This is a genomic window from Viridibacillus soli (assembly GCF_016612995.1).
GTDB classification, from domain to species: domain Bacteria; phylum Bacillota; class Bacilli; order Bacillales_A; family Planococcaceae; genus Viridibacillus; species Viridibacillus soli.
On the sequence record NZ_JAEOAH010000007.1, the window covers coordinates 72,054 to 92,029 of the forward strand.

General features: G+C 37.3%; 17 protein-coding genes. 7 read left to right on the top strand and 10 right to left on the bottom strand.

The genetic code is table 11. The features are described from left to right. Window positions 1-35 precede the first annotated feature (35 nt). The gene (locus JFL43_RS07990) at window positions 36-1,013 is read left to right on the top strand and encodes a nuclease-related domain-containing protein (RefSeq protein WP_200748608.1); all 978 of its coding nucleotides are present in this window, start codon (window positions 36-38) and stop codon (window positions 1,011-1,013) included. Window positions 1,014-1,229: 216 nt separating this feature from the next. On the opposite strand, the gene JFL43_RS07995 is transcribed toward JFL43_RS07990, so the two are convergent. Further along, window positions 1,230-2,030, bottom strand: coding sequence for a WecB/TagA/CpsF family glycosyltransferase (locus tag JFL43_RS07995; protein WP_200748609.1), 801 nt, complete (start codon window positions 2,028-2,030; stop codon window positions 1,230-1,232). Between the two features lie 79 nt (window positions 2,031-2,109). Continuing rightward, the gene (locus JFL43_RS08000) at window positions 2,110-3,195 is read right to left on the bottom strand and encodes a CapA family protein (RefSeq protein ID WP_200748610.1); all 1,086 of its coding nucleotides are present in this window, start codon (window positions 3,193-3,195) and stop codon (window positions 2,110-2,112) included. Window positions 3,196-3,341: 146 nt separating this feature from the next. Between JFL43_RS08000 and JFL43_RS08005 the strand changes: the two genes are divergently transcribed. After that, window positions 3,342-4,799 carry a S1C family serine protease gene (locus JFL43_RS08005; RefSeq protein ID WP_200748611.1) on the top strand — a complete coding sequence of 486 codons (1,458 nt, stop codon included), beginning with the start codon at window positions 3,342-3,344 and terminating at the stop codon, window positions 4,797-4,799. Window positions 4,800-5,025: 226 nt separating this feature from the next. Here JFL43_RS08005 and JFL43_RS08010 read toward each other — a convergent pair whose 3' ends face one another. The 4 genes from JFL43_RS08010 to JFL43_RS08025 all read right to left on the bottom strand — a co-directional run bounded on the left by JFL43_RS08010 (window position 5,026) and on the right by JFL43_RS08025 (window position 9,574). Beyond that, complete coding sequence (locus JFL43_RS08010) at window positions 5,026-5,766, bottom strand: C40 family peptidase (protein ID WP_200748612.1); 741 nt, start codon at window positions 5,764-5,766, stop codon at window positions 5,026-5,028. A gap of 448 nt (window positions 5,767-6,214) precedes the next feature. Continuing rightward, window positions 6,215-7,330: a peptidoglycan endopeptidase gene (locus JFL43_RS08015; protein WP_157812847.1), complete on the bottom strand. Its 1,116-nt coding sequence runs from the start codon at window positions 7,328-7,330 to the stop codon at window positions 6,215-6,217. A gap of 266 nt (window positions 7,331-7,596) precedes the next feature. After that, window positions 7,597-8,520, bottom strand: coding sequence for an LCP family glycopolymer transferase (locus JFL43_RS08020; protein ID WP_325166652.1), 924 nt, complete (start codon window positions 8,518-8,520; stop codon window positions 7,597-7,599). Between the two features lie 577 nt (window positions 8,521-9,097). Next, the gene (locus JFL43_RS08025) at window positions 9,098-9,574 is read right to left on the bottom strand and encodes a competence protein ComK (RefSeq protein WP_200748613.1); all 477 of its coding nucleotides are present in this window, start codon (window positions 9,572-9,574) and stop codon (window positions 9,098-9,100) included. Window positions 9,575-9,803: 229 nt separating this feature from the next. Here JFL43_RS08025 and JFL43_RS08030 point away from each other — a divergent pair, with 229 nt between their 5' ends. From JFL43_RS08030 to JFL43_RS08040, 3 genes are all read left to right on the top strand, one after another. Next, a complete protein-coding gene (locus JFL43_RS08030) occupies window positions 9,804-10,304 on the top strand; it encodes a sigma-70 family RNA polymerase sigma factor (protein WP_200748615.1) in 501 nt (166 codons plus the stop codon). A 321-nt stretch (window positions 10,305-10,625) separates the two neighbouring features. After that, window positions 10,626-11,954, top strand: a complete 1,329-nt coding sequence (locus tag JFL43_RS08035; protein WP_200748616.1) for an NAD-dependent malic enzyme — start codon at window positions 10,626-10,628, stop codon at window positions 11,952-11,954. Window positions 11,955-12,158: 204 nt separating this feature from the next. Further along, window positions 12,159-13,064: a nuclease-related domain-containing protein gene (locus JFL43_RS08040; RefSeq protein WP_200748617.1), complete on the top strand. Its 906-nt coding sequence runs from the start codon at window positions 12,159-12,161 to the stop codon at window positions 13,062-13,064. Window positions 13,065-13,087: 23 nt separating this feature from the next. Here the strand turns inward: JFL43_RS08040 and JFL43_RS23025 are convergent, their stop codons facing one another. From JFL43_RS23025 to brnQ, 3 genes are all read right to left on the bottom strand, one after another. Then, window positions 13,088-13,210, bottom strand: coding sequence for a hypothetical protein (locus JFL43_RS23025; protein WP_267907762.1), 123 nt, complete (start codon window positions 13,208-13,210; stop codon window positions 13,088-13,090). A 99-nt stretch (window positions 13,211-13,309) separates the two neighbouring features. Continuing rightward, the gene (locus JFL43_RS08045; protein ID WP_200748618.1) at window positions 13,310-14,884 is read right to left on the bottom strand and encodes an FMN-binding glutamate synthase family protein; all 1,575 of its coding nucleotides are present in this window, start codon (window positions 14,882-14,884) and stop codon (window positions 13,310-13,312) included. Window positions 14,885-15,090: 206 nt separating this feature from the next. After that, window positions 15,091-16,416 carry a branched-chain amino acid transport system II carrier protein gene (gene brnQ, locus JFL43_RS08050; protein ID WP_100794728.1) on the bottom strand — a complete coding sequence of 442 codons (1,326 nt, stop codon included), beginning with the start codon at window positions 16,414-16,416 and terminating at the stop codon, window positions 15,091-15,093. Between the two features lie 336 nt (window positions 16,417-16,752). On the opposite strand from brnQ, the gene JFL43_RS08055 reads away from it, so the two are divergent. Together JFL43_RS08055 and JFL43_RS08060 are read left to right on the top strand one after the other, a co-directional pair. Further along, entirely contained in the window at window positions 16,753-18,447 is a 1,695-nt protein-coding gene (locus tag JFL43_RS08055) for a methyl-accepting chemotaxis protein (RefSeq protein ID WP_200748619.1), read from the top strand. Window positions 18,448-18,749: 302 nt separating this feature from the next. After that, window positions 18,750-19,793 (top strand): glycosyltransferase family 4 protein, encoded by a 1,044-nt coding sequence (locus JFL43_RS08060; RefSeq protein WP_100794726.1) that lies wholly within the window; start codon window positions 18,750-18,752, stop codon window positions 19,791-19,793. On the opposite strand, the gene JFL43_RS08065 is transcribed toward JFL43_RS08060, so the two are convergent. Continuing rightward, on the bottom strand, window positions 19,770-19,964 hold the full coding sequence (locus JFL43_RS08065; RefSeq protein WP_200748620.1) for a hypothetical protein: 195 nt from the start codon (window positions 19,962-19,964) through the stop codon (window positions 19,770-19,772). The two genes, JFL43_RS08060 and JFL43_RS08065, sit on opposite strands and share 24 nt — an antisense overlap. Window positions 19,965-19,976 lie beyond the last annotated feature (12 nt).

The window sequence follows — 19,976 nt, forward strand, 5'->3', positions numbered from 1 at the left end:
TATGATAGATTCTATCTAATCAGAATAAAAAAGGAGTGAAGAACATACTAAAAATAAGAAGTGAACCTCCGCAAATCCAAGCTCTCAATCGATTGCTTCACGGAATATCTAGTACAAATCATCAAGTTATCAACAGCATCCGGCAAGATATCGATCGCATCCAAGCTGGCTATAAGGGCGAATTGCGCGTCGATCATTTCATCCAAGAAACGCACTTTCAATTGCCAATCGTCTATTTTCCAAATGCCGAATTACAAGTCTCTAAATATCGTTTTATTCAAATAGACTCACTCATCATAACCCCAAGCTACATCTGTATTTTTGAAGTCAAAAACATGCGCGGTATATTGCGTTTTCATGAAAATCCATTTCAATTAATTCAAATAGTAGACGGAAAAAAGCGTATATATGATTGTCCACAAAGCCAAATAATTCGTATGGCAAGCAGTCTAAAATATTGGCTACAAAAGAATAATATTGATCTACCTATTTACTACAAAATTGCCATGCCAAACAGTAACACATTTATCAAAAAAAGCCCCAAAAAAGTACAACTACTGTTCAACAAGGAAATCCCCATCTTTCTCGAACAGCTCAACGTTCTCCCGCACCAACTAAACAGTGAAGAATTCCACAAACTTTGTGTCAAACTCCAGTCGCAAATAAAACCATACAACCCTTTCCCGTTATGCAATAAATACAATCTACAACCAGAAAATCTATTACCAGGCATTATATGTTTCTGTGGAATGCAGATTGAGTACTCAATAAGAAAAAATCAAAAATGTATAAGATGCGGAGCTTCTAAAAAAGATATACTCCAGCAAGCACTACTTGATTGGTTTTACTTATTTAAACCAACAATGACCAATCGAGAATGTAGGCATTATTTAAAAATTGAAGATAAATATATCGTATCAAGACTATTAAAAAATATGAATCTCAAATCAATAGGGAACACGAAATCCCGAATGTACCAATATGATTACATCCAACCCCTTTTCAAAAACTAAAACCAGCAGTAGCTGGTTTTTTTATGCCTAATATGAAAGAATATTAACTTTTAAGGATATGAATATTCAGAATAATAACAAACAGTGGTATTTGCGCAACAAACAAGGGGAGATCCGCAACAAACAGGTCAACTTGCGCAACAAACACTCCAACTTCCGCAACAATCCCCAATCTCTAAACACTCAAAAAGCCGCCCAATTAGGCGGCTTTCCAAATCATTTCCGGCGAGTCTTAAGAACAGCAAGTAAGAATTGCGGAATTTTTAACATCCTGATCAAACGTGTCGGTTGTGTAACTAAGCGATGGAACCACTCCAAATTGAGCTTAAGAAAAATATCCGGGGCACGATTTATATTGCCAGATAGTATATCGAAGCTGCCACCTACGCCCATTAGTATTGCATAGGGAAACTGATCGCGATGTGCGGCAATCCACTCTTCCTGCTTTGGAGCACCTAATGCTACGAAAACATAGTCCGGTGTTAGAGCTGCTGCCTTCGCAGCAACTTCATCTCCGTTACCATCTCCGCCATATCCATCAGCAACACCAACTATATCTATATTGGCGTACTGTGCTTTAGCCATCTCCGCTGCTTTGGCAGCAATACCAGGCTTACCACCATACATGAAAATTTTATTGCGCGCCCCGATCGCCTGAGAATTGCTATGAGTGCTTTGTCTGTTGTTAGCACTATCAGCTTCAGCACTCTGCCCCTTGTGCACCCCAACAGCACTTGCAACGGCTAAAAACTCGTGCACCAATTCATATCCAGGGATGCGTTCTTTCAAGGGGTGCCCGAGCAATTTAGAACCAATCACAACGCCGATACCATCAGCTACTACATAATCAGCATCGAGTAGCAAATTCTTATAATGAGGGAGCTCCTTAGCTAGCATAATAATTTCAGGATTCGCTGTTACAATCCAAGCTTGTCCATTTTGTTTTGTTACTGTATTTACAAATTCTTTTTTAGTTGTATCCGCAATGGGAATCGATAAAATACTTATTTTCTTCATATATAAAACCTTTCTTTTGAAGAGTTTCTTCTATTATATACTAACAACCTGTACTAAGCGCACCGGCGCCATTCAATTCCTACTCATCAAGTCCGACTGTATCTTTAACCCAATCAACAGATCTCACAGCCTGTTTCTCTACATCTTTCAAATGTTCTACAAAATAAACCCCGTTCTTCTCTATAATGGCAGTTGGAATAAGCCGAGGTGAATCGACCTGAATAGTACCTGCCGCATCTTTTACTACTTCCAAAGAGGCGATTCCGCCAACATAGGTTAACTTATCTTGTTGGGCAGCAAAGAAATTACCTAACGAGTAGAACACATGTGTTTTCCGACCGTCGTTTGCAACGATATTCTCATAGGGTTGAAGAACGTGAGGGTGATTGCCAAAAATAATATCTGCACCTGCGTTAGAAATGGCTTTTGCCATTTGTTTTTGCTTGGCATTTGGTTTAGATTGGTATTCAATACCCCAATGCATATTGACGATGACTACATCACAGTTAGGGCGAATTTCTTTAATATCTTTCTGAATGACATTCAGATCGATGCGATTGACCAAATATTCTTTTCCAGGTGGCGTTTCATTCCCATTTGTCCCATATGTATAAGCTAAAATACCGATCTTGATACCTTTAACATCGACAATGCGCATCTTTTGCTGATCTTTGGCCGATTTATAAGCACCTACATAAGGCAACCCGTATGATTCGATATTTTTTAGTGCAGCTAGGACACCCTTTTCACCGTGATCTAATGTATGATTATTTGCGACTGTTAAGAAATCGACCCCAGCTTCCTTTAAATCGCGAACAATATAGTCAGGACTTGCAAATTTAGGGTAGCCGGAGAGTCCAAAGGCTTTTCCTACTGGCATGGATTCCTGATTGGCAAGTAGAAAGTCATAGCTCTGTAAATCATCTTCAACTGCAGCAAAAGAAGGGGAGTAATCTTTATAATGCAATAGTTGCTCGTGCAATAGCACATCCCCAATCATGGCTACGGAAATCTTCTTATCTTTTGTGACGGGAGCTTTTTGTTCAACTTTTTCAGGCTTCTTTTCATCTACAGTTTCATTCGAAGGAATCTTTTGATATTTTTCAGAAACTGAGCATGCACTGAGTAAAAAGAGGGTACAACATAATAATAGAAATTTTCTCAAAAAAATCATCCTTTCTAATTCCATTTTTAAAAGATTGTGCTATGATAAACTTTGTTAAAGATGAATGCTACATATTTTGAAACTTTAGATGTAGTTCATCCGTCTATTATAGTAAGGAATTTATGCAGACAGGAAGTGGATGTAAAGTGGACGATAATAGAAGATATAAACCGAAAAAAACATCCTTTAAGCGTGTAGCGGCTTCCGTTATTTTAATCATAGCAGTTATTGCCGGAATATACACACTCCTCACGAAAAATGATGAGGCTACAGACGTTCCCGATGTCAAAGTCCAAGAGGTCCAAAAGACAACGAAAAATGAAGAACCAGAAGATGATGAAGATGATATTAAGACGGATCAACAAGAAGGAACAGTGACAAAGGGTATTGATGGAAGCACGACTAACGAAGATTCAACAGATATTACGATGCCCAAAAACGATACTTCAGCCATTATTGCTAACGCAAAAACGCAAGTATACACTGTGTACACTGACTTACAGCAGGGATCAGGCTTCCTTTTCAACAGAAAAGGGGACATCATTACAAATGCCCATGTCGTAAAAGACGCATCCTATGTCTTCGTATCAAATGAGCACGGTCAAGAATTTCAAGGTCAAGTCATTGGCATTTCTGAAAAGACAGATATCGCACTTATTCGTGTTCCTGGCTTGCAAGGCAAAGACCCACTTGTACTTGATACAGCAAAAGTAAATGTAAAAACGCCAGTTATCGCTATCGGAAGTCCGAATAATAAGGGCGGTACATCGACTGAAGGTGAAATCAGTAGCATTGGCGCAAGTTTCACAGATGAATATACTTATTCAAATCTCTATGAAATCACAGCACGACTTGATCGAGGTTCAAGTGGTGGTCCGCTTGTCAATGCGAGAACTGGTAATGTTATCGGCATTAACTCAATCATTTTAACGGATCAACCCGAAATTGGTTACGCTATTCCGGTCTATTCTATTATGCAGCTTATCTCGCAATGGGCTAACAAAGAAGTAGAAATTAAACTGGATGATGATGAAGATTACGATCATAAGAAAGACGCTTATTTAGACAAGAAATTAATTAAAGACTATATTGATGGCTACTATGAACTATTCCCATACGCTATCAAAGATAAAAACAAAAACTACTACGAAACATACTTATTACCAAACAGTAGTGCAGCAACAACAGCAAAAGAACTCATAGCAGACTATTCATCAAAAGATAAAAAATACCAAGACTTGAAATATACAGTTGGTACAGTGAACATCCATGATGAATACGCAACAGCAAACGTCAACTCAATATATACTTACAAAGACGCAAAAACAGGTGTACAAAGAACAATAAAACAATCAATTCAATACACAATCGTTATTGATGATTATGGAGATTACCAAATCACGAAAATTGATATCCTATCATCAAAAACGGATCAACCTACATCTGGAACAGGTGACAAAAATGAAGACAAAGATGAAATCACCCCGCCTACAGATGTTGAAGAACCAGATGAAGAAGACGACGTACCAGTAGAAACGCAGGGAACAGGAACAAAAGATACAGACACACCAGCAAAAAAAGAACCGGTGGAATCAATAAAATAAATATCAAAACCTCGAGCCAACAAAGCTCGAGGTTTTTTATACTATAAATACTTCCTATGTAAACATATGAACACACTCAGGTAACAATATAGGAGCTAAGCTCTGTAACTCTCCGCCATCGAGAATAGACATGTAACGTCAATTAAGCACAAAAACCCCCAAGTAAAGGTCTTTTTCTTAAAAGTCCATTACTTAGAGGTTCTTATCTCGTTATATTTTAATAGAATTAGTTAAATGTACCGTAGCTGTGCAAAATTGTGTTCCAATATCCATTGTTGATAGCTTGGACTTGAACTTGGCTACCAGAAGCATGTACAATTTTGCCGTCGCCCATGTAGATCGCTACGTGAGTGATTGAGCCACCACCAGCGTTGAAGAATACTAAATCGCCAGCTTCCGGGTTGCTTGTATATCTAGTTTCACTGCGTTGTGAACGACTTGTACGTGTGATGGATTTACCTTGTTGTTGGAATACGTATTGAGTAAAACCACTGCAGTCGAATCCGGCAGTAGTAGTACCACCATAACGGTATGGTGTACCAAGATATTTAACAGCTTGATCCACAATCGCGTTCCCAGAAGCATTGTTTGAAGAAATTTTTGTTACTTTTTTAGATGTTTTTGAAAGGTAATCACCAGACATCCAACCTTTTTTACCATTTACAGTTACTAGGTACCAAGTTTTATTGGCAATAGTTTTTTTGTATGAAGCACTTACAACAGTTCCTTCGGCAACAGATGTTTTAACTTTTGAGTTTGTTGAAGCACTAGTACGTAGGTTTAAGCTTGCTGTTGTTTTGAAATTACTCTTAACTTTGATAGCAGTTGGTTTTTCAACTTGATTTGCCTCAACTGTTGTTTCTTCATTTGTGTTGTTGTCGTTTTCAGCAGCTTTTGCACTTCCGAACGTAAGTGTTAAAGCAAATGTACTTGATGCGATTGCTGTCAATAATGCTTTCTTATTCATCAATTAGTCCTCCAACTTTTCAACAATATTTTTTGTATATAATGTGCAATGATTGTTTTGAATTTTAGTTTGTTTAGCTAAGTAATACTTTATAGAACTCAGAAAAGAAACACAACGCCATTTCGTTTACAGTTATATTACAGTTATGTAACAAAAGTGAGAGAAAAGTTCTATATATATGTGAAATTTAAGTCTTTGTATGAGTAAAATCAGCTGGAATTAGATAATCCCATTGACTTAAATAGAGATGCTTTTATTTTAAGAGAAATTCGGACTTGATAATTCTGATAATTCGAGTGTTATTTGAAATACTCGTAACATAATGTTACAAAACTCAGCTTTCTTGAAATATATCATTATTAAAATGTTCGAGTTTTTTCAAGATAGGTTATTTCTGTAATATAAAAAAACTCTCCGCAATTTGCGAAGAGTTTGAGTGCTCATATCATTAGTCTAATGAATAGAAACGTTTATAACTATCAAAATGTTGTGCCCAATAAGATTCGTTGATAGAAGAAACTTGTACATGCGTACCACCAGCATGTACGAATTGGCCGTTACCAATATAAATACCTAAGTGAGAAATACCAGTTTGATAAGTATCACGGAAAAATACGAGATCGCCAACTTGCGGCGTATTAATATAATAAGATCTAGCTTCGTAACCTGCAGCATTAGTACGTGTCATTGAAAGGCCTGCATTATTAAATACATAATGAATGAAACCACTACAATCGAATCCTGCTGTAGTTTGTCCACCCCAAATATAAGGCGTATTTTGTAAAGACAAACCTAGTGTAACAACTGATTGTTTAATCTGGTTTGGTGAAACGGTAGGTGTTGTAGGTTTAGAAACGTTTGTTGTATTTTCTTTATCTTGTTGGGGAGTTGAGGGTGAGCTATTTTTGACCTTCAACGTCTGTCCAACACGAATTATATCAGAAGTTAAGCTATTCCATGACTTCAATTGTGTAATTGTAATGCCATATCTATAAGCAATGCCAGATAAAGTATCACCAGCTACAACTTTATGCGAAGCAGCATCGACATTTGTTGGAGTCGATGGTTTTTCCGCTGTTACCGGCTTTGATGCATTAACATTCGTAGAGGTGTCGCCGGTAGTCGAAGAAGATGTTGGAAGCTTAATCGTTTGACCTATATATATAAGATGATCCTTGATGTTATTTGTTTTTTGGATAGCGCTCACAGATACATTATATTTTGTTGAAATCTTTGATAAAGTGTCACCTTTTTTTACTTTATACGAAGCCGTTTTAACTGGCTTTTTTACTGAATGTGGGGTAACAGAATTAGATGTTGTAGTCGAATTTTGTGCCGTAGCTTTTCCTGATAATTTTAATTTTTGGTTCGGATATATAACATTTGATGTTAAACTGTTTGATTTTTTCAGTTGTGCAACTGTTGTACTGTGCTTAAGCGCGATTGTATATAAAGAATCACCGCTTTTCACCGTATAAGTATTTGAGCTTGCTTCTGTTGTTTGGCCATTTAAAAAAAGTGTGAGAGCACCTGTAGCCAGAACTGAATAGGCAGCTTTTTTCACAAAAATCACTCCTCGTTGTATTTCAAATTGTCATCCATGTAATGTGTACCCTCATTCTATTGAAAAATATCACGGAAAACAATGAAATTACCAAAAAGGGTTAATTTGATAGTGAAATATAATTTAAAGTCTAATAGATTCAAAAGTTATGGTTCGTTCGAACTAGAAAAACCCTATCAATAGTATTTGATAGGGTTAATATTGCTATATTGAAATATTGTTTATAATGAAATGAAGATTAACTAGAGCTAAAGATATAAATTCTTTCATTTTAAATTTAAATGAGTTTTTAATGCAGCTGATATATCTGACAGCTCTTCCTTATTCATAATATAATACCAGATGCTATTCATCGTTTGACCTTGTCCGTCTTTGAAATAGAGCTGCTCAATCGAACCAATTGCGCTTTTCTGATTTTTTTGTAACTCCATCATTTCATTAAAGGTTAAATTTGTTGAAATATTGTTACCAAGTGCATTGAAAATATCTTTGTATTTCCATAAACTACTGACAGATATTCCTTTATCTAAAATTGCCTGAACGACTTGTTTTTGTCGTTCTTGGCGACCAAAATCACCATTAGGATCTTCTTTCCTCATGCGTACATATGCAAGAGCCTTTTCACCGTCTAGCTTTACCTTACCTTTAGGAAAGCTATAGCCTTCCTCTTTAAACGCGAGTGGACTTTTCACTGTTATGCCTCCAACAGCATCAACAATATCTTGGAAACCTTCCATATTTACTTCCGTCACATAGTCAATTGGAATACCAAGTAAATTTTCTACAGAAGCCATCGACATTTCGATACCACCAAATGCATAGGCATGATTCAGCTTGTCCGTCGTCCCATGACCAACAATTTTCGTATACGTATCACGAGGAATACTCACCATTTTTGTACTTTCCATCTCAGGGTTTACAGTGAGCACGATTATCGTATCAGACCGACCTTTATCATTCTCGCGTTGATCCACCCCCAATAGCAAAATAGAGAATGGCTCTTTTTTATTTAAATCCACTTGTTCTTCACGCAAATCTGATTTTCCCCTATCTATCTCCTCATGCATTTCGTGTATATTCGTTGATAGATTTGAATATACACTCCACATATACCCAATTATCATCACTAAGAATACTCCAATAATCCAGGGCCATTTTCTCTTCTTCCTCTTTTGTTCACTACTTTCCACTTTTCTTCCTCCAGTTACAGAAAATTCGACTATTCTCTATATAAACACGAAATGTGTCGTCAATTACGCTGAGTTATGCTCTCTCATAAGACGACAGCGTTATACAAAATATTTCCATTTAATTGGTTTTTCAGCGCAGCTTAATAGAAAAGAATTCTATAAGAGGACAAGTATATTCAGATAAATAACAAAGCAAAATATCAGAGCTACAATCTCAAATAGTATGGTAAAAATTATCATAGACAACCAATTTTCAGTATCTATCCTTTGTAAAATGCCTATGAAAAACATTACAATAATCGCTCTTGATAGTTTTTCTTCTATAATAATAGTGCTAATGATTTAAAGTGTTTTATCTCATTGCTTAAAGATTCGGTCAGACTTCGAAGGTCCCCATTGGAGGGTGTGATTTCTTATATTACTCTTTAGAAAGGGTAGCTACTACTTGGATAATGGTAAAAGATGTGTAGGAGATAGGAGGAATTTACGCTAATAGAAGCGTGCTTTTTAAAGTATTCCATTTTTTATATAAATAAAAAGCCCACTTTTATAACGAAATAAGAGAGCTTTTTCTGTATTATTTTCTACGAATCAGTTTTTGTTGTTTATTAAAACCTAAAGACAAAATAATAGAGGCTAAGCGCTGTTTTTGTGTTATGAACGTATGTAAGGAAATATCCAAAATAATCGTTTCGTCATTTTCAAACTGAAGCATGGTCTGTCCTTTACTATATGCCCAATATTGGAAATTATGATAAAACACCCATATGCACTCAGGATGATATGGGGATCGTGTCGGAAATGCATAAATGCCTTCGCCAATATAAAGAGGTAGCTTTTTTGAATAGCCGAGCAGCTCGTTTGCCGCATCGATCCGACCTTCAAGAGTTGAGCCATTACGAATACAAGCATTTCTGAGTAGTTGTATAGGTGTGAAAGTCGAGAATAAATATCCATCTTTAGTCAAAACCTTCGACTTCATATCACCATCAAATACAGGAAGTAATACGATTGAGTGGGTAGTGATTAAATTTAAATTCTTATCGAACATCATCAAACACCTCGCATTTTCATCCATCATACGAAAATAGTGTGCCAAAAGCAATATGAAATTATGAATATTTTCCAAATATTATGAATATTAAATGGGTTTACCCCTAAATCAAACATCAACTTTAGCTCATTAAACTTCAAATATATCTATTCGTCAAAAAATGTACTTCCGATTACGATAACATTACCCGGGAATACAATGCGTTGTGCACAACTAGAAAGGCCAGCAAATGGATCAATTTGATATCGTACTATCGCAATTTGAACCAATGATTACTAGTGTTATGAACAGATGCCGTATTTATAGAAATCACGAACAATATAGACAAGCAGCACGCATCGGATTATGGCACGCTTGGACAAAATATGACCACGGTCGCGGTGACTTTGCGCCATATGCCTATCGCTGTATCCAAGGTGCTGTTCTCGACGAGTTGAAAAAGGAAATGCGCAATGAAGAACGAAGTGTACCATCCGAGTCAGATATACTCGAAGTACTAACAACAAACCAGCATGTAGAAAAGCCCGATACACACATTCTAGATGATATTTTAGAAGAACTTCCTCCAAAAGATTTACAGCTTCTCATTTTAGTATATATAGAAGGCTACACTCTAGAAGAACTAGCAGATATGGAGGGAATCACAAAGGGGGGCATTAAAAAACGTAAAGATCGAATTATGAGGAAAATACGAGAAAAAAAGATGTTGAAGGGGAAAAGAATAAAGTAGTATTCTGATGCGCTAAAATTGGAATGAAAATATTCCGCAGAACTACTCTGATGTTATTTAATCGAAGAGCAGCAATCCTTCCAGACATTGAGGGGTTGCTGTTTTTTGATTTACCATGTATTCTATATCTCTATATGTATTTTTGGGGAGTTGCCAGTAAAACTTAAAAAGTTACCAATAAAACACCTCAAATGTATTAAATTGACGTATAATTTAGACTATTTTGTAACTTTAATGCCGAAATGTATTTACGTTAGCTATATAGAGTAGTAAAATTAGTTCCATATTTACAAAACGGTTTGGAATTTTGGAGGGAAAGAAATGAGCGTTCAAAATATTATTCGTAATCTAATAGTTGAAACTCCGTCCGTACCTGGCAATTTAGCAAAGGTTGCAAATGCGATCGGTACAATTGGCGGTGACATTGGCGATATTAAAACAATGAAAATCGGCACTTTGTCAACAATTCGTGATATTTCATGTACATGTGAAAATATTGCTCAGCTCGACCAGATTGTAGAGGCTATCAATAATATCGCCGAAAATATTCACGTGCGTGCTGTGTCTGACGACGTGATGAAAGCACATGAAGGCGGCAAAATTCAGATGAAAAGTCGTATCGACGTTCGTTCACTAAGCGATCTTCGTCGTATTTACACACCTGGTGTGGCAAATGTTTGCCAAGAAATTCAACGGTCTCCTGAAAAAGCACATTACTTCACAAGTATTGGTAATACGGTTGCAATTATAACAGACGGTACAGCCATTTTAGGTTTAGGCAATATCGGACCAGTTGCAGGTATGCCTGTTATGGAAGGAAAAGCTGTTCTTTTCGATCAATTCGTTGGTATTAGCGGTATTCCAATTTTACTGGATACAAGCAACCCTGATGAAGTAGTTGAAACTATAAAACATATTGCACAAGGTTTTGGTGGTATTTTATTAGAAGATATCGGTTCACCACATTGCTTCGAAATTGAAGAGCGTCTAAAAGCCGAATTACCAATTCCAGTTATGCACGATGATCAGCATGGCACGGCTGTTGTTACATTAGCGGCAGTTCTATCAGCATGTCGTTATGCAAATGTCGATTTAAAAGACGCTGTCGTCGGCCAAATTGGTCTAGGGGCAGCAGGACTAGCTATTTGTCGTATGTTAATGGCTTATGGCGTCAAAGAAGTATGTGGAACTGATCGACAAGAAAGCGCTTTATCCCGTTTACGTAGTTTTGGTGGCACGGTTGTAGGATCAGTCGAAGAAATAATGGCACAATGCGATATCGTCATTGCAACAACGGGGGTATCGGGTTTGATTCAACCTTCTATGGTGCGTGAAGGACAAATCATTTTGGCACTGTCTAATCCTTATCCTGAAATTACACCAGAAGATGCCATTGCAGCAGGGGCAGCCTATGCAGCTGATGGACGCCTTGTTAACAACGTTCTAGGATTCCCAGGCATTTTCCGCGGCGCACTAAACGCCAACGTCAAAAAAATCACATACCCAATGCTTTTAGCAGCAGCTAACGCGATTGTGGATGCAACACGAAACGGTGATCTAGTTCCGCATCCGTTAGATCCAAATGTCCACAAAGCGGTTACTGAAGCAGTTGAACGCGTAGCTCTAATAGAAATGTCACAAATCGATTAATATTGAAGATGAAAGGCCGCCAATTGAGCGGCCTTTTTTGTACCAAAAATAAACCTAAATCTCATGAAATTAATAGAGAAATCGCTCGAAACACTAATTTGAGGAGAAATATATAAAATTAAATATAGAAATGGTATCCTAATGACAAGGAGGTGCTGACAACTGATTATCAAAAAATATGAAAAGACAGCCCATTTACAAGCGTTGAAATCACTAGTATATAGACTCTCTCAATCTCATCCACAATATCTTTATATTCAAGATGAAATCGGTCGTATTGAAGCGGGCGACAAAGGTGAAGAAGTCATCATGTTTAAATTGGACGGACTGAATCTGCCTTACGAGCATTACATATTTCATAACCTAAACCTCTACATTGAATCCCACATCCAGATTGATACACTCATCATCACCCCATACTACATCATGATCTTCGAAGTGAAGAATATACGCGGTGCCATTGAACTGAGGCAAAATCCGCAACAGCTGATCCGCACTTTAGAAAATGGAGAAATCCACTCATTCAATAGCCCAGAAGCCCAACTAGAAGAATATACACATCAAATGAAGCAACTATTCCAAGAGCAAGGTCTAATCATACCAGTGCACGGGGCAGTTGTCTTCGCATTCGCAAGCAGCTACATCAAGGAAACCTCTGTGAAAACAAAAGTACTGCTACGCAACGAAATCTGCTCATTTTTGCATAATATGAAAGTAAAAGAATCGATACTAACAGTGAAAGAATTAAAAGCGATGAAAAATTTTCTATTAGCAAAGCATCGTCATTATCATCCCTATCCACTATGTCAGCGTTATAAAATTGAAATGGATCATATTAAAACGGGTGTAATATGTGAAGTGTGTGGTGATGTCGGAATGCAGAGAGCTTATGGAAGATGGCGTTGTCATAAATGTGGTGAAGAAAGTCGAGATGCGCATAAACAAACTTTACGAGAATATGCCTGGTTAATAGATTCAACGATTTCAAATAAAGAATGTAGACATTTTTTACAAATTGATAATGTAGACCTAGCGAAAAGAATTTTAATGGAATATAGTTCGCAAAAATCGGGGAAGTACCGATATGCCAAATATGTCTTACCAATATAGTGTTTTGATGTAGTATACCCCTATTATTTTGAAGAGAGTTGCCAGTAAAATCGATAAAGTTGCCAGTAAAGTCCCCAAAGTTGCCAGTAAACCATCCAAAGTTGCCAGTAAACTTCCGTCTCCTTCAAATTACTCTCAAATTTCAACTGAGATATCCCCTCGAGATGACCAAGTCCAATCTAAAAGATTCTTTCCATTAAAAAAAGCATTTCGCCACAGCGAAATGCTTCCTCTAAAACATTAAATTATTTCTTTTCCAAATCCTCAACAGAGAATACTCGACCATACGCATCTTTATAAACAATATGCTCGCTACTCAATTTCGTTGGAGAGTCAAGTCCAGCTGCAGCGGCTACGCGGAAAAGACCTTCGCGCATAGAGACGATATAGTTTGTGACACGGTATTTCTTCTCATCAATGATAAGTCCATTTTGCAACTTCGGATTCGTTGTTGCAACGCCAGCAGGGCAATCATTTGAATGACAACGTTGCGCCATAATGCAGCCAACAGAAATCATAAAGCCACGTGCGATGTTTATTAAATCAGCACCTAATGCGAGCATAACAGCTGCACGGTCAGGCGTAATGATTTTTCCAGATGCAATGATCTTCACGCGATCACGTACGCCGTGGCGAACTAAAGCATCCTGTAATAAGACTAAGCCTGAGTGGATGGGTAAGCCAACACCGTCAGCTAAATCTTGGTATGTGGCACCTGTACCACCTTCAGCGCCATCAATAGAAATGAAATCAGGACCTTTGCCAGATTCCTTCATATAAATGGCTAAGTCATCTGCATCTTGTGGGCTGCCGACAACAATTTTAATACCTACAGGAAGACCGCCATGTTCTCTAATTTTTTCGATGAAATCAAATAGAGTAGGGAAGTCATCAAATTGTCGGAAGCGGTTTGGGCTATTGATCGTGACATGTGGTTCGATATTACGGATTTTAGCAATTTCATCTGTTACCTTTTCCGCTTCAACGTGACCACCACGTGTTTTAGCACCTTGTGCCAACTTCAATTCAAATGCTTTTACATGAGGCATGGCAGCTTTTTCGGCAAGCATATCCCAACTAAATTCGCCTTCTTTTGTACGATAACCAAAGAGGCCAGATCCAATTTGAGAAATTAAATCCGTTTTACCCGCTAGATGGTGTTCAGAAATACCACCTTCACCAGTGTTCATCCAAGAACCTTGTGCCATACCAATCCCTTTGGACAGGGCAGTGATAGCATTTTTACCAAGCGCACCATAACTCATGGCAGATTGACCGACTAAGCTACGAACATGGAAAGGCTCATTGCAATTAGGACCGATAACAATGGCGTCATCCTCCGCCAATAACCACGGATTTACATCAACCTCTTCTGTATGTTCTTTCCGTGAAAATAGATTATCAGCATCCATTACATATTTCTTTGTATGAATACGTTCCTCTGCATCTACATGCAATTCATCAACTTGTTTCGTAAACATCGCATTACGAATGTAAAATCCAGCATCATCAAAATCACGTTTTGAACCGAAGCCGATTACGTTACCTAGATATTTCCCAGGTAATACAATATGTAAAAAATCTTCACGATTGAAAGGCTTACCTGAATGGTCATCGTCAAATAAATACTGACGGAATTCAGGACCGATCTTTTCAAGAATATATCGCATTCTTCCTAAAATAGGAAAGTTTCTTAAAATAGCATGTTGCTTTTGAGTGCGGTCAAAGAAATATAAGAAGACCACAGTAATTATTGGAATAATAACTAAAACAACTAGCAATATGAGTAATATAGAAGAAATACCTTCAAACCACTCCATTTGCTTCACACCCCTTTATCTTATCAAAATCTTAATCTATATCAATAGCTTATATAACATATCACAATCCGAGATAGATTCAAGCTTTTGAAAGAAAATTTATAATACAGAAAATATTTTATTATCAAAATAGGATGTGAATAGTATGATAATAACGAAAAAACGACCAGAGCAATTCGCTCTGGTCGCTGTATAAGTACAAAATCTTATTTTTTTGTAAATAGTGAAATAATCCATCCGATCACAGTACAGACGATTGCAGGGACTAACCAACCAATACCTTCTGCATAAAGAGGTAAGTGACTTAATAAGTCCTCGTAAGCAGGGATTTCAATTTTAGCAGCTTTTAGACCATCATATATACTAACTAGTGCAGTAGCGATTAATGCAACTGTGTAAACAATTGGTGCGCCATTGAAGAATTTATCGACTAAAGCTAAGCACATTAACACGATTGCAATCGGGTAGATTGCTAAAAGCACTGGTAGAGAGATTGAAATAAGTTGTGCTAAACCAAAGTTTGAAATGACCGTACTAAAAATCCCGAAAATAAATACAAAACCTGTATACGAAATTTTAGGGAAAATCTTTGTGAAAAATTGTGATGATGCAGTTAATAGACCGATTGAAGTTGATAAACAAGCAAGTAGGATAACTGCTGATAATAAGATATTTCCGAAATCACCATAAAGGATATTTGCAGATTTTGCAATAACTTCAGCACCACTTGATTGTGCGCCAATTGTTTGGAGACTTGATGCACCGATATATCCTAAAGAAATGTAGACTAATGCTAAACCAGCTGCAGCAATGAATGCGGCAAAAATAGTCGTTTTAACGATTTTGCCATTGTCTGTTACCCCTTTAGCTTGCAGTGCTTGGATAATAACAATCCCAAATACTAATGCCGCTAAGAAGTCCATTGTTAAGTAACCTTGTAAGAAGCCTTCTGTGAAAGGTTGTGTAGTATATTTACCTACAGCTTCACCAGGACCGTCCATTGGTGTAATAATACTTTTCGCTGCTAGTAACGCAATGACTAGTAGAAGGAGAGGTGTCAGAATTTTACCTACACGGTCAACTAACTTCGTTGGATTTAATGCAAAAAATGCTGTAATTCCGAAGAAAACAATAGTAGAAATTAATAACGGAATTGGTGATTCGCGCAAAGCGTCCGTCATAAATGGTAATTCTGCTACACCAATTTCATAAGAAACTGTACCTGTACGTGGAATAGCGAAGAATGGTCCAATTGCTAAATAGACGATGGAAGTAAATACGACCCCAAAAACAGGGTGGACTTTACCAGCCAGATCTTGTAATTGGCCACCAGATTTAGCGACAGTGATGACACCTATTAATGGTAAACCTACACCAGTGATTAAAAATCCAAGCATTGCTATACTAAATGAGTCGCCAGCTTGTTGACCTAATTGTGGAGGGAAGATAATGTTACCAGCACCTAAGAATAATGCGAAAAGCATTAAACCAACTGCAACTTGCTCCCCAAGAGATAAAGATTTGTTCTTCATAAAAAGGACTCCTTTGAAAATTTACTTGCGCAATGATTTCATCTATGAAAACATAACACTATTTTTTTTTAAAAGAAAATAAATATTCGTTGTAATCTGAAAATTCCGATTACAACGGTTGTAAAAAGACACTAAACAACTTTAACATGAATACGTAAAGAATGGAACCATAAAAAGAGACAAGCTAGTAGGATTTTTCATAAATCAGCGCATAAAACGCTTTCTTTTTTCAAAATATGTTTGTAAAGCTAGTGTAAAAGTACTGTTAAGTGTTTGTAGAATAAAACTTTTAATCTAGGCAATATGCTAGATTATTTTTAAGGAGGGGTATTTTATATGTTTAAATGGAATAAAATGGCCTTAAGAAGAAAGTACTTTCTCACACTTAGTAGTACATTTCTATTATTCGCAATCATGACGATCACATTGATGTATCAAGTAAATGAAAATAGAAAATGGTCACAAGAGCTGGATAGTTTATCGAAGAATATTAATGTCATAGACACATTATCTAAGGAATTTAGCACGTTATATATAGCTGTCACTCATTATGCTGGAGACCCACTTCCCGCGCATGATACATCCTTTAACGCATCGATGTCAGCACTAGATAGTTTGTTAAATGAATCTGTTAAAACGTTACAACCGCAAGATCTAGCAACTATCGAAGCTGAGCAAGGCAGAATTAGCGAATTATACATAAAGCGTTTGAAAGTATCTGTAGAGAAAAAAGACAATATCGCAAAACGGCGTCAACTAAATTCGGTCTATCAATCGTATGCAAATATAGAACAAACCTTACATATAATTCGTACCGAAAAATCAACAGAGCGTGAAAGTATATTGCAGAGAATGAATGATAGCCAACACCGTACTTTGATCATATTATGCGCTTCGTTCGTACTTGCTGTAGCCATCTCAACATTGTTATTAATCATGACAAATCGCCAAATTCGTCATCAACTTGAGTTAGTAGCGGGGACAGCACACAGCATTTCAAAAGGAGATTTAAATGCTGCAGATTTACCGATTAGTACGAAAGATGAAATAGGACAAGTTTCGACAGCTATGAATCATATGAAGTACCAGCTCGTGGAAATGATTCAAATGATCAAAACGTCTGCACATGAAATATCAAATGATAGCCAGGCGCTGCAAGATTATTCTGTGCAAACAGTAGAAGGCTCTAAAGCCGTGTCTGTGTCGCTAAGGGGATCTTTACATAATGCAAAAGCGCAACAACAATCATCCGATGGCATCGTTGCTTTTATGGAACGTTTCTCTGACAACTTGCAACATATCGTTGGGCAAGTGGAGCATCTTTCAAAAAAGGCGATTCATGCGGAGAGCTACGTGGGTGCTAGTAGTTTGTCGATGAATGTAGCTGTTAGTAAAATGACGGAGCTACAGAATCTTTTAGTGGAAGCAGAGCAGGAAAGAACTCTTTTGCAAGGGCGTACAAATGAAATTGTGCGCGTATCACTTTTAGTGAAGCAAATTGCCAAGCAGACGCATTTATTAGCATTAAATGCAGAAATTGAAGCGGCACGCTCTGGCGAAGCGGGGAAGGGCTTTGCAGTTGTAGCAGAGGAAGTTCGGAAATTAGCCAATGAAGTATCCAATGCGGCGCACCATATTCATAAACTGTCAGGTAATATTACAGCGCAAGGCGGGACAATGGCAAAGTCCTTCAAAGCAGGACTCAAAACATCTGAAGAAAGTGCCACAGCTATTCAAAATACAGCACAGCAAATGACAATCATCACACAATATATAAGTGATACACGTGCGCAATTTGAAGAGATGTCAATGCAGATTCAAACGGTAGAAAATGATAAGGAAAGTACCAAGTCGCTAATCCACCAGCTAAATGACGCTATTACTCAAAATACCGAGCATATTGAAGAGACAACGATGTTCCTAAGTGAAAATCTATCAACTATTGAATTGCTATCAACACGTATTCATGGCGTGCATGAGCAAGCTGCAGCGATGCGTCAGTCAACGACAAAGTTTGAGATGCAAAGTTAAATGTAATATATGGAAAATGATTATCCCTCAGGGTAGGGGGGTACAATAATTTGAATATGACAGAACGCCTCTCCTGACAGCATTGTTGGGAGAATTTTTCTATAGAAGGTGGAACTATTTGATTGGAACCGTCGTCCTATAAATCAAATAAATATAATATCAGAAGGTATATATTCCACCAACAAAGTGTGTTTTCTAGTAATTCATGCTATAATATAATGTAAATAAATTGTAAATAAACTGGAACGCATTTATGTGCGTATATAAAATATAAACGTAGAGAGTTATTAAGGAGGAAGGGTATGATATACCTTGCATGGATTGTAGCATTTATAGCTTCAATTTTACTGACTCCACTTGTTAAACGACTTGCATATCGTGTCGGAGCTGTCGATCGTCCAAACTATCGCAAAGTGCATGCCAACATTATGCCAAGACTAGGTGGCTTAGCTATCTTCCTTGCATTCCTTATAGGTGTATTCATTTATAGACCTATGAATCCAGCACTGATTCCACTTTTAATCGGTAGTTTTATCATTATTGTAACAGGTGTTCTTGATGATATTTTTGAAATTTCAGCGAAGGCTAAACTACTAGGTCAATTCATCGCGGCCATTATCGTCGTATTTTTTGGTGGAATTCAAATTGATTTCATTAACTTACCGTTCGATGGTATGCTAAACTTTGGTTTCCTGAGTATTCCATTGACGATTATTTGGATAGTGGGTATTACGAATGCGATTAATTTAATAGATGGACTAGATGGTCTTGCTGCTGGTGTTTCAACAATTTCGCTTATTACACTTGCTGGAATGGCCTTTATTATGGGAAATACATTTGTTATTATCATGGCAACATTATTAGCTGTCAGTACATTAGGTTTTTTGTTTTACAATTTCCACCCAGCGAAAATTTTCATGGGGGATACGGGGGCACTATTCCTAGGCTTTATGATTTCTGTTTTGGCTCTACTTGGATTCAAAGGCGTCACATTTATCTCGCTCATTATTCCGATCATTATGCTAGGGGTACCAATCTCAGATACATTCTTTGCGATTGTTCGCCGCCTATTAAATAAACAACCACCATTTTCGCCAGATAAATCACATTTACATCACTGCTTATTAAATGTTGGTTTCACACATCGCCAAACAGTTCTAATCATTTACGGCATTGCATCGATGTTCGGTCTAGCAGCCATTACTTTCTCTATGGCTAAGATCTGGGGTGGTATTCTACTCATCACGGTGCTACTTGTAGCAATCGAATTGTTCGTAGAAGTCATAGGACTTGCAGGCTCAAATTACAGACCACTATTAAACTTAGTACGTAATAACAAGAAGTAAAATAGTGAAAGACGATTTTTCAGGGAAACCTGCAATATCGTCTTTTTTTGTTCTTGTAGCTGAGGTATACATGATGATATTACTTTGGAAGTCATAGTTTAGTAGCAACTTCGCATGGTTTACTAGCAACTTTCTTGGTTTTACTGGCAACATACCGAAACTGGGAAACACACCAAAAAGCCC

What these genes read in the sequence shown, in the direction of transcription:
- JFL43_RS07995 (WP_200748609.1), bottom strand. Translation starts at nt 2,030, where the DNA reads ATGAAGAAAATAAGTATTTTATCGATTCCCATTGCGGATACAACTAAA.
- JFL43_RS08010 (WP_200748612.1), bottom strand. Translation starts at nt 5,766, where the DNA reads ATGAATAAGAAAGCATTATTGACAGCAATCGCATCAAGTACATTTGCT.
- JFL43_RS08025 (WP_200748613.1), bottom strand. Translation starts at nt 9,574, where the DNA reads ATGATGTTCGATAAGAATTTAAATTTAATCACTACCCACTCAATCGTA.
- JFL43_RS08030 (WP_200748615.1), top strand. Translation starts at nt 9,804, where the DNA reads ATGGATCAATTTGATATCGTACTATCGCAATTTGAACCAATGATTACT.
- JFL43_RS08035 (WP_200748616.1), top strand. Translation starts at nt 10,626, where the DNA reads ATGAGCGTTCAAAATATTATTCGTAATCTAATAGTTGAAACTCCGTCC.
- JFL43_RS08045 (WP_200748618.1), bottom strand. Translation starts at nt 14,884, where the DNA reads ATGGAGTGGTTTGAAGGTATTTCTTCTATATTACTCATATTGCTAGTT.
- brnQ (WP_100794728.1), bottom strand. Translation starts at nt 16,416, where the DNA reads ATGAAGAACAAATCTTTATCTCTTGGGGAGCAAGTTGCAGTTGGTTTA.
- JFL43_RS08055 (WP_200748619.1), top strand. Translation starts at nt 16,753, where the DNA reads ATGTTTAAATGGAATAAAATGGCCTTAAGAAGAAAGTACTTTCTCACA.
- JFL43_RS08060 (WP_100794726.1), top strand. Translation starts at nt 18,750, where the DNA reads ATGATATACCTTGCATGGATTGTAGCATTTATAGCTTCAATTTTACTG.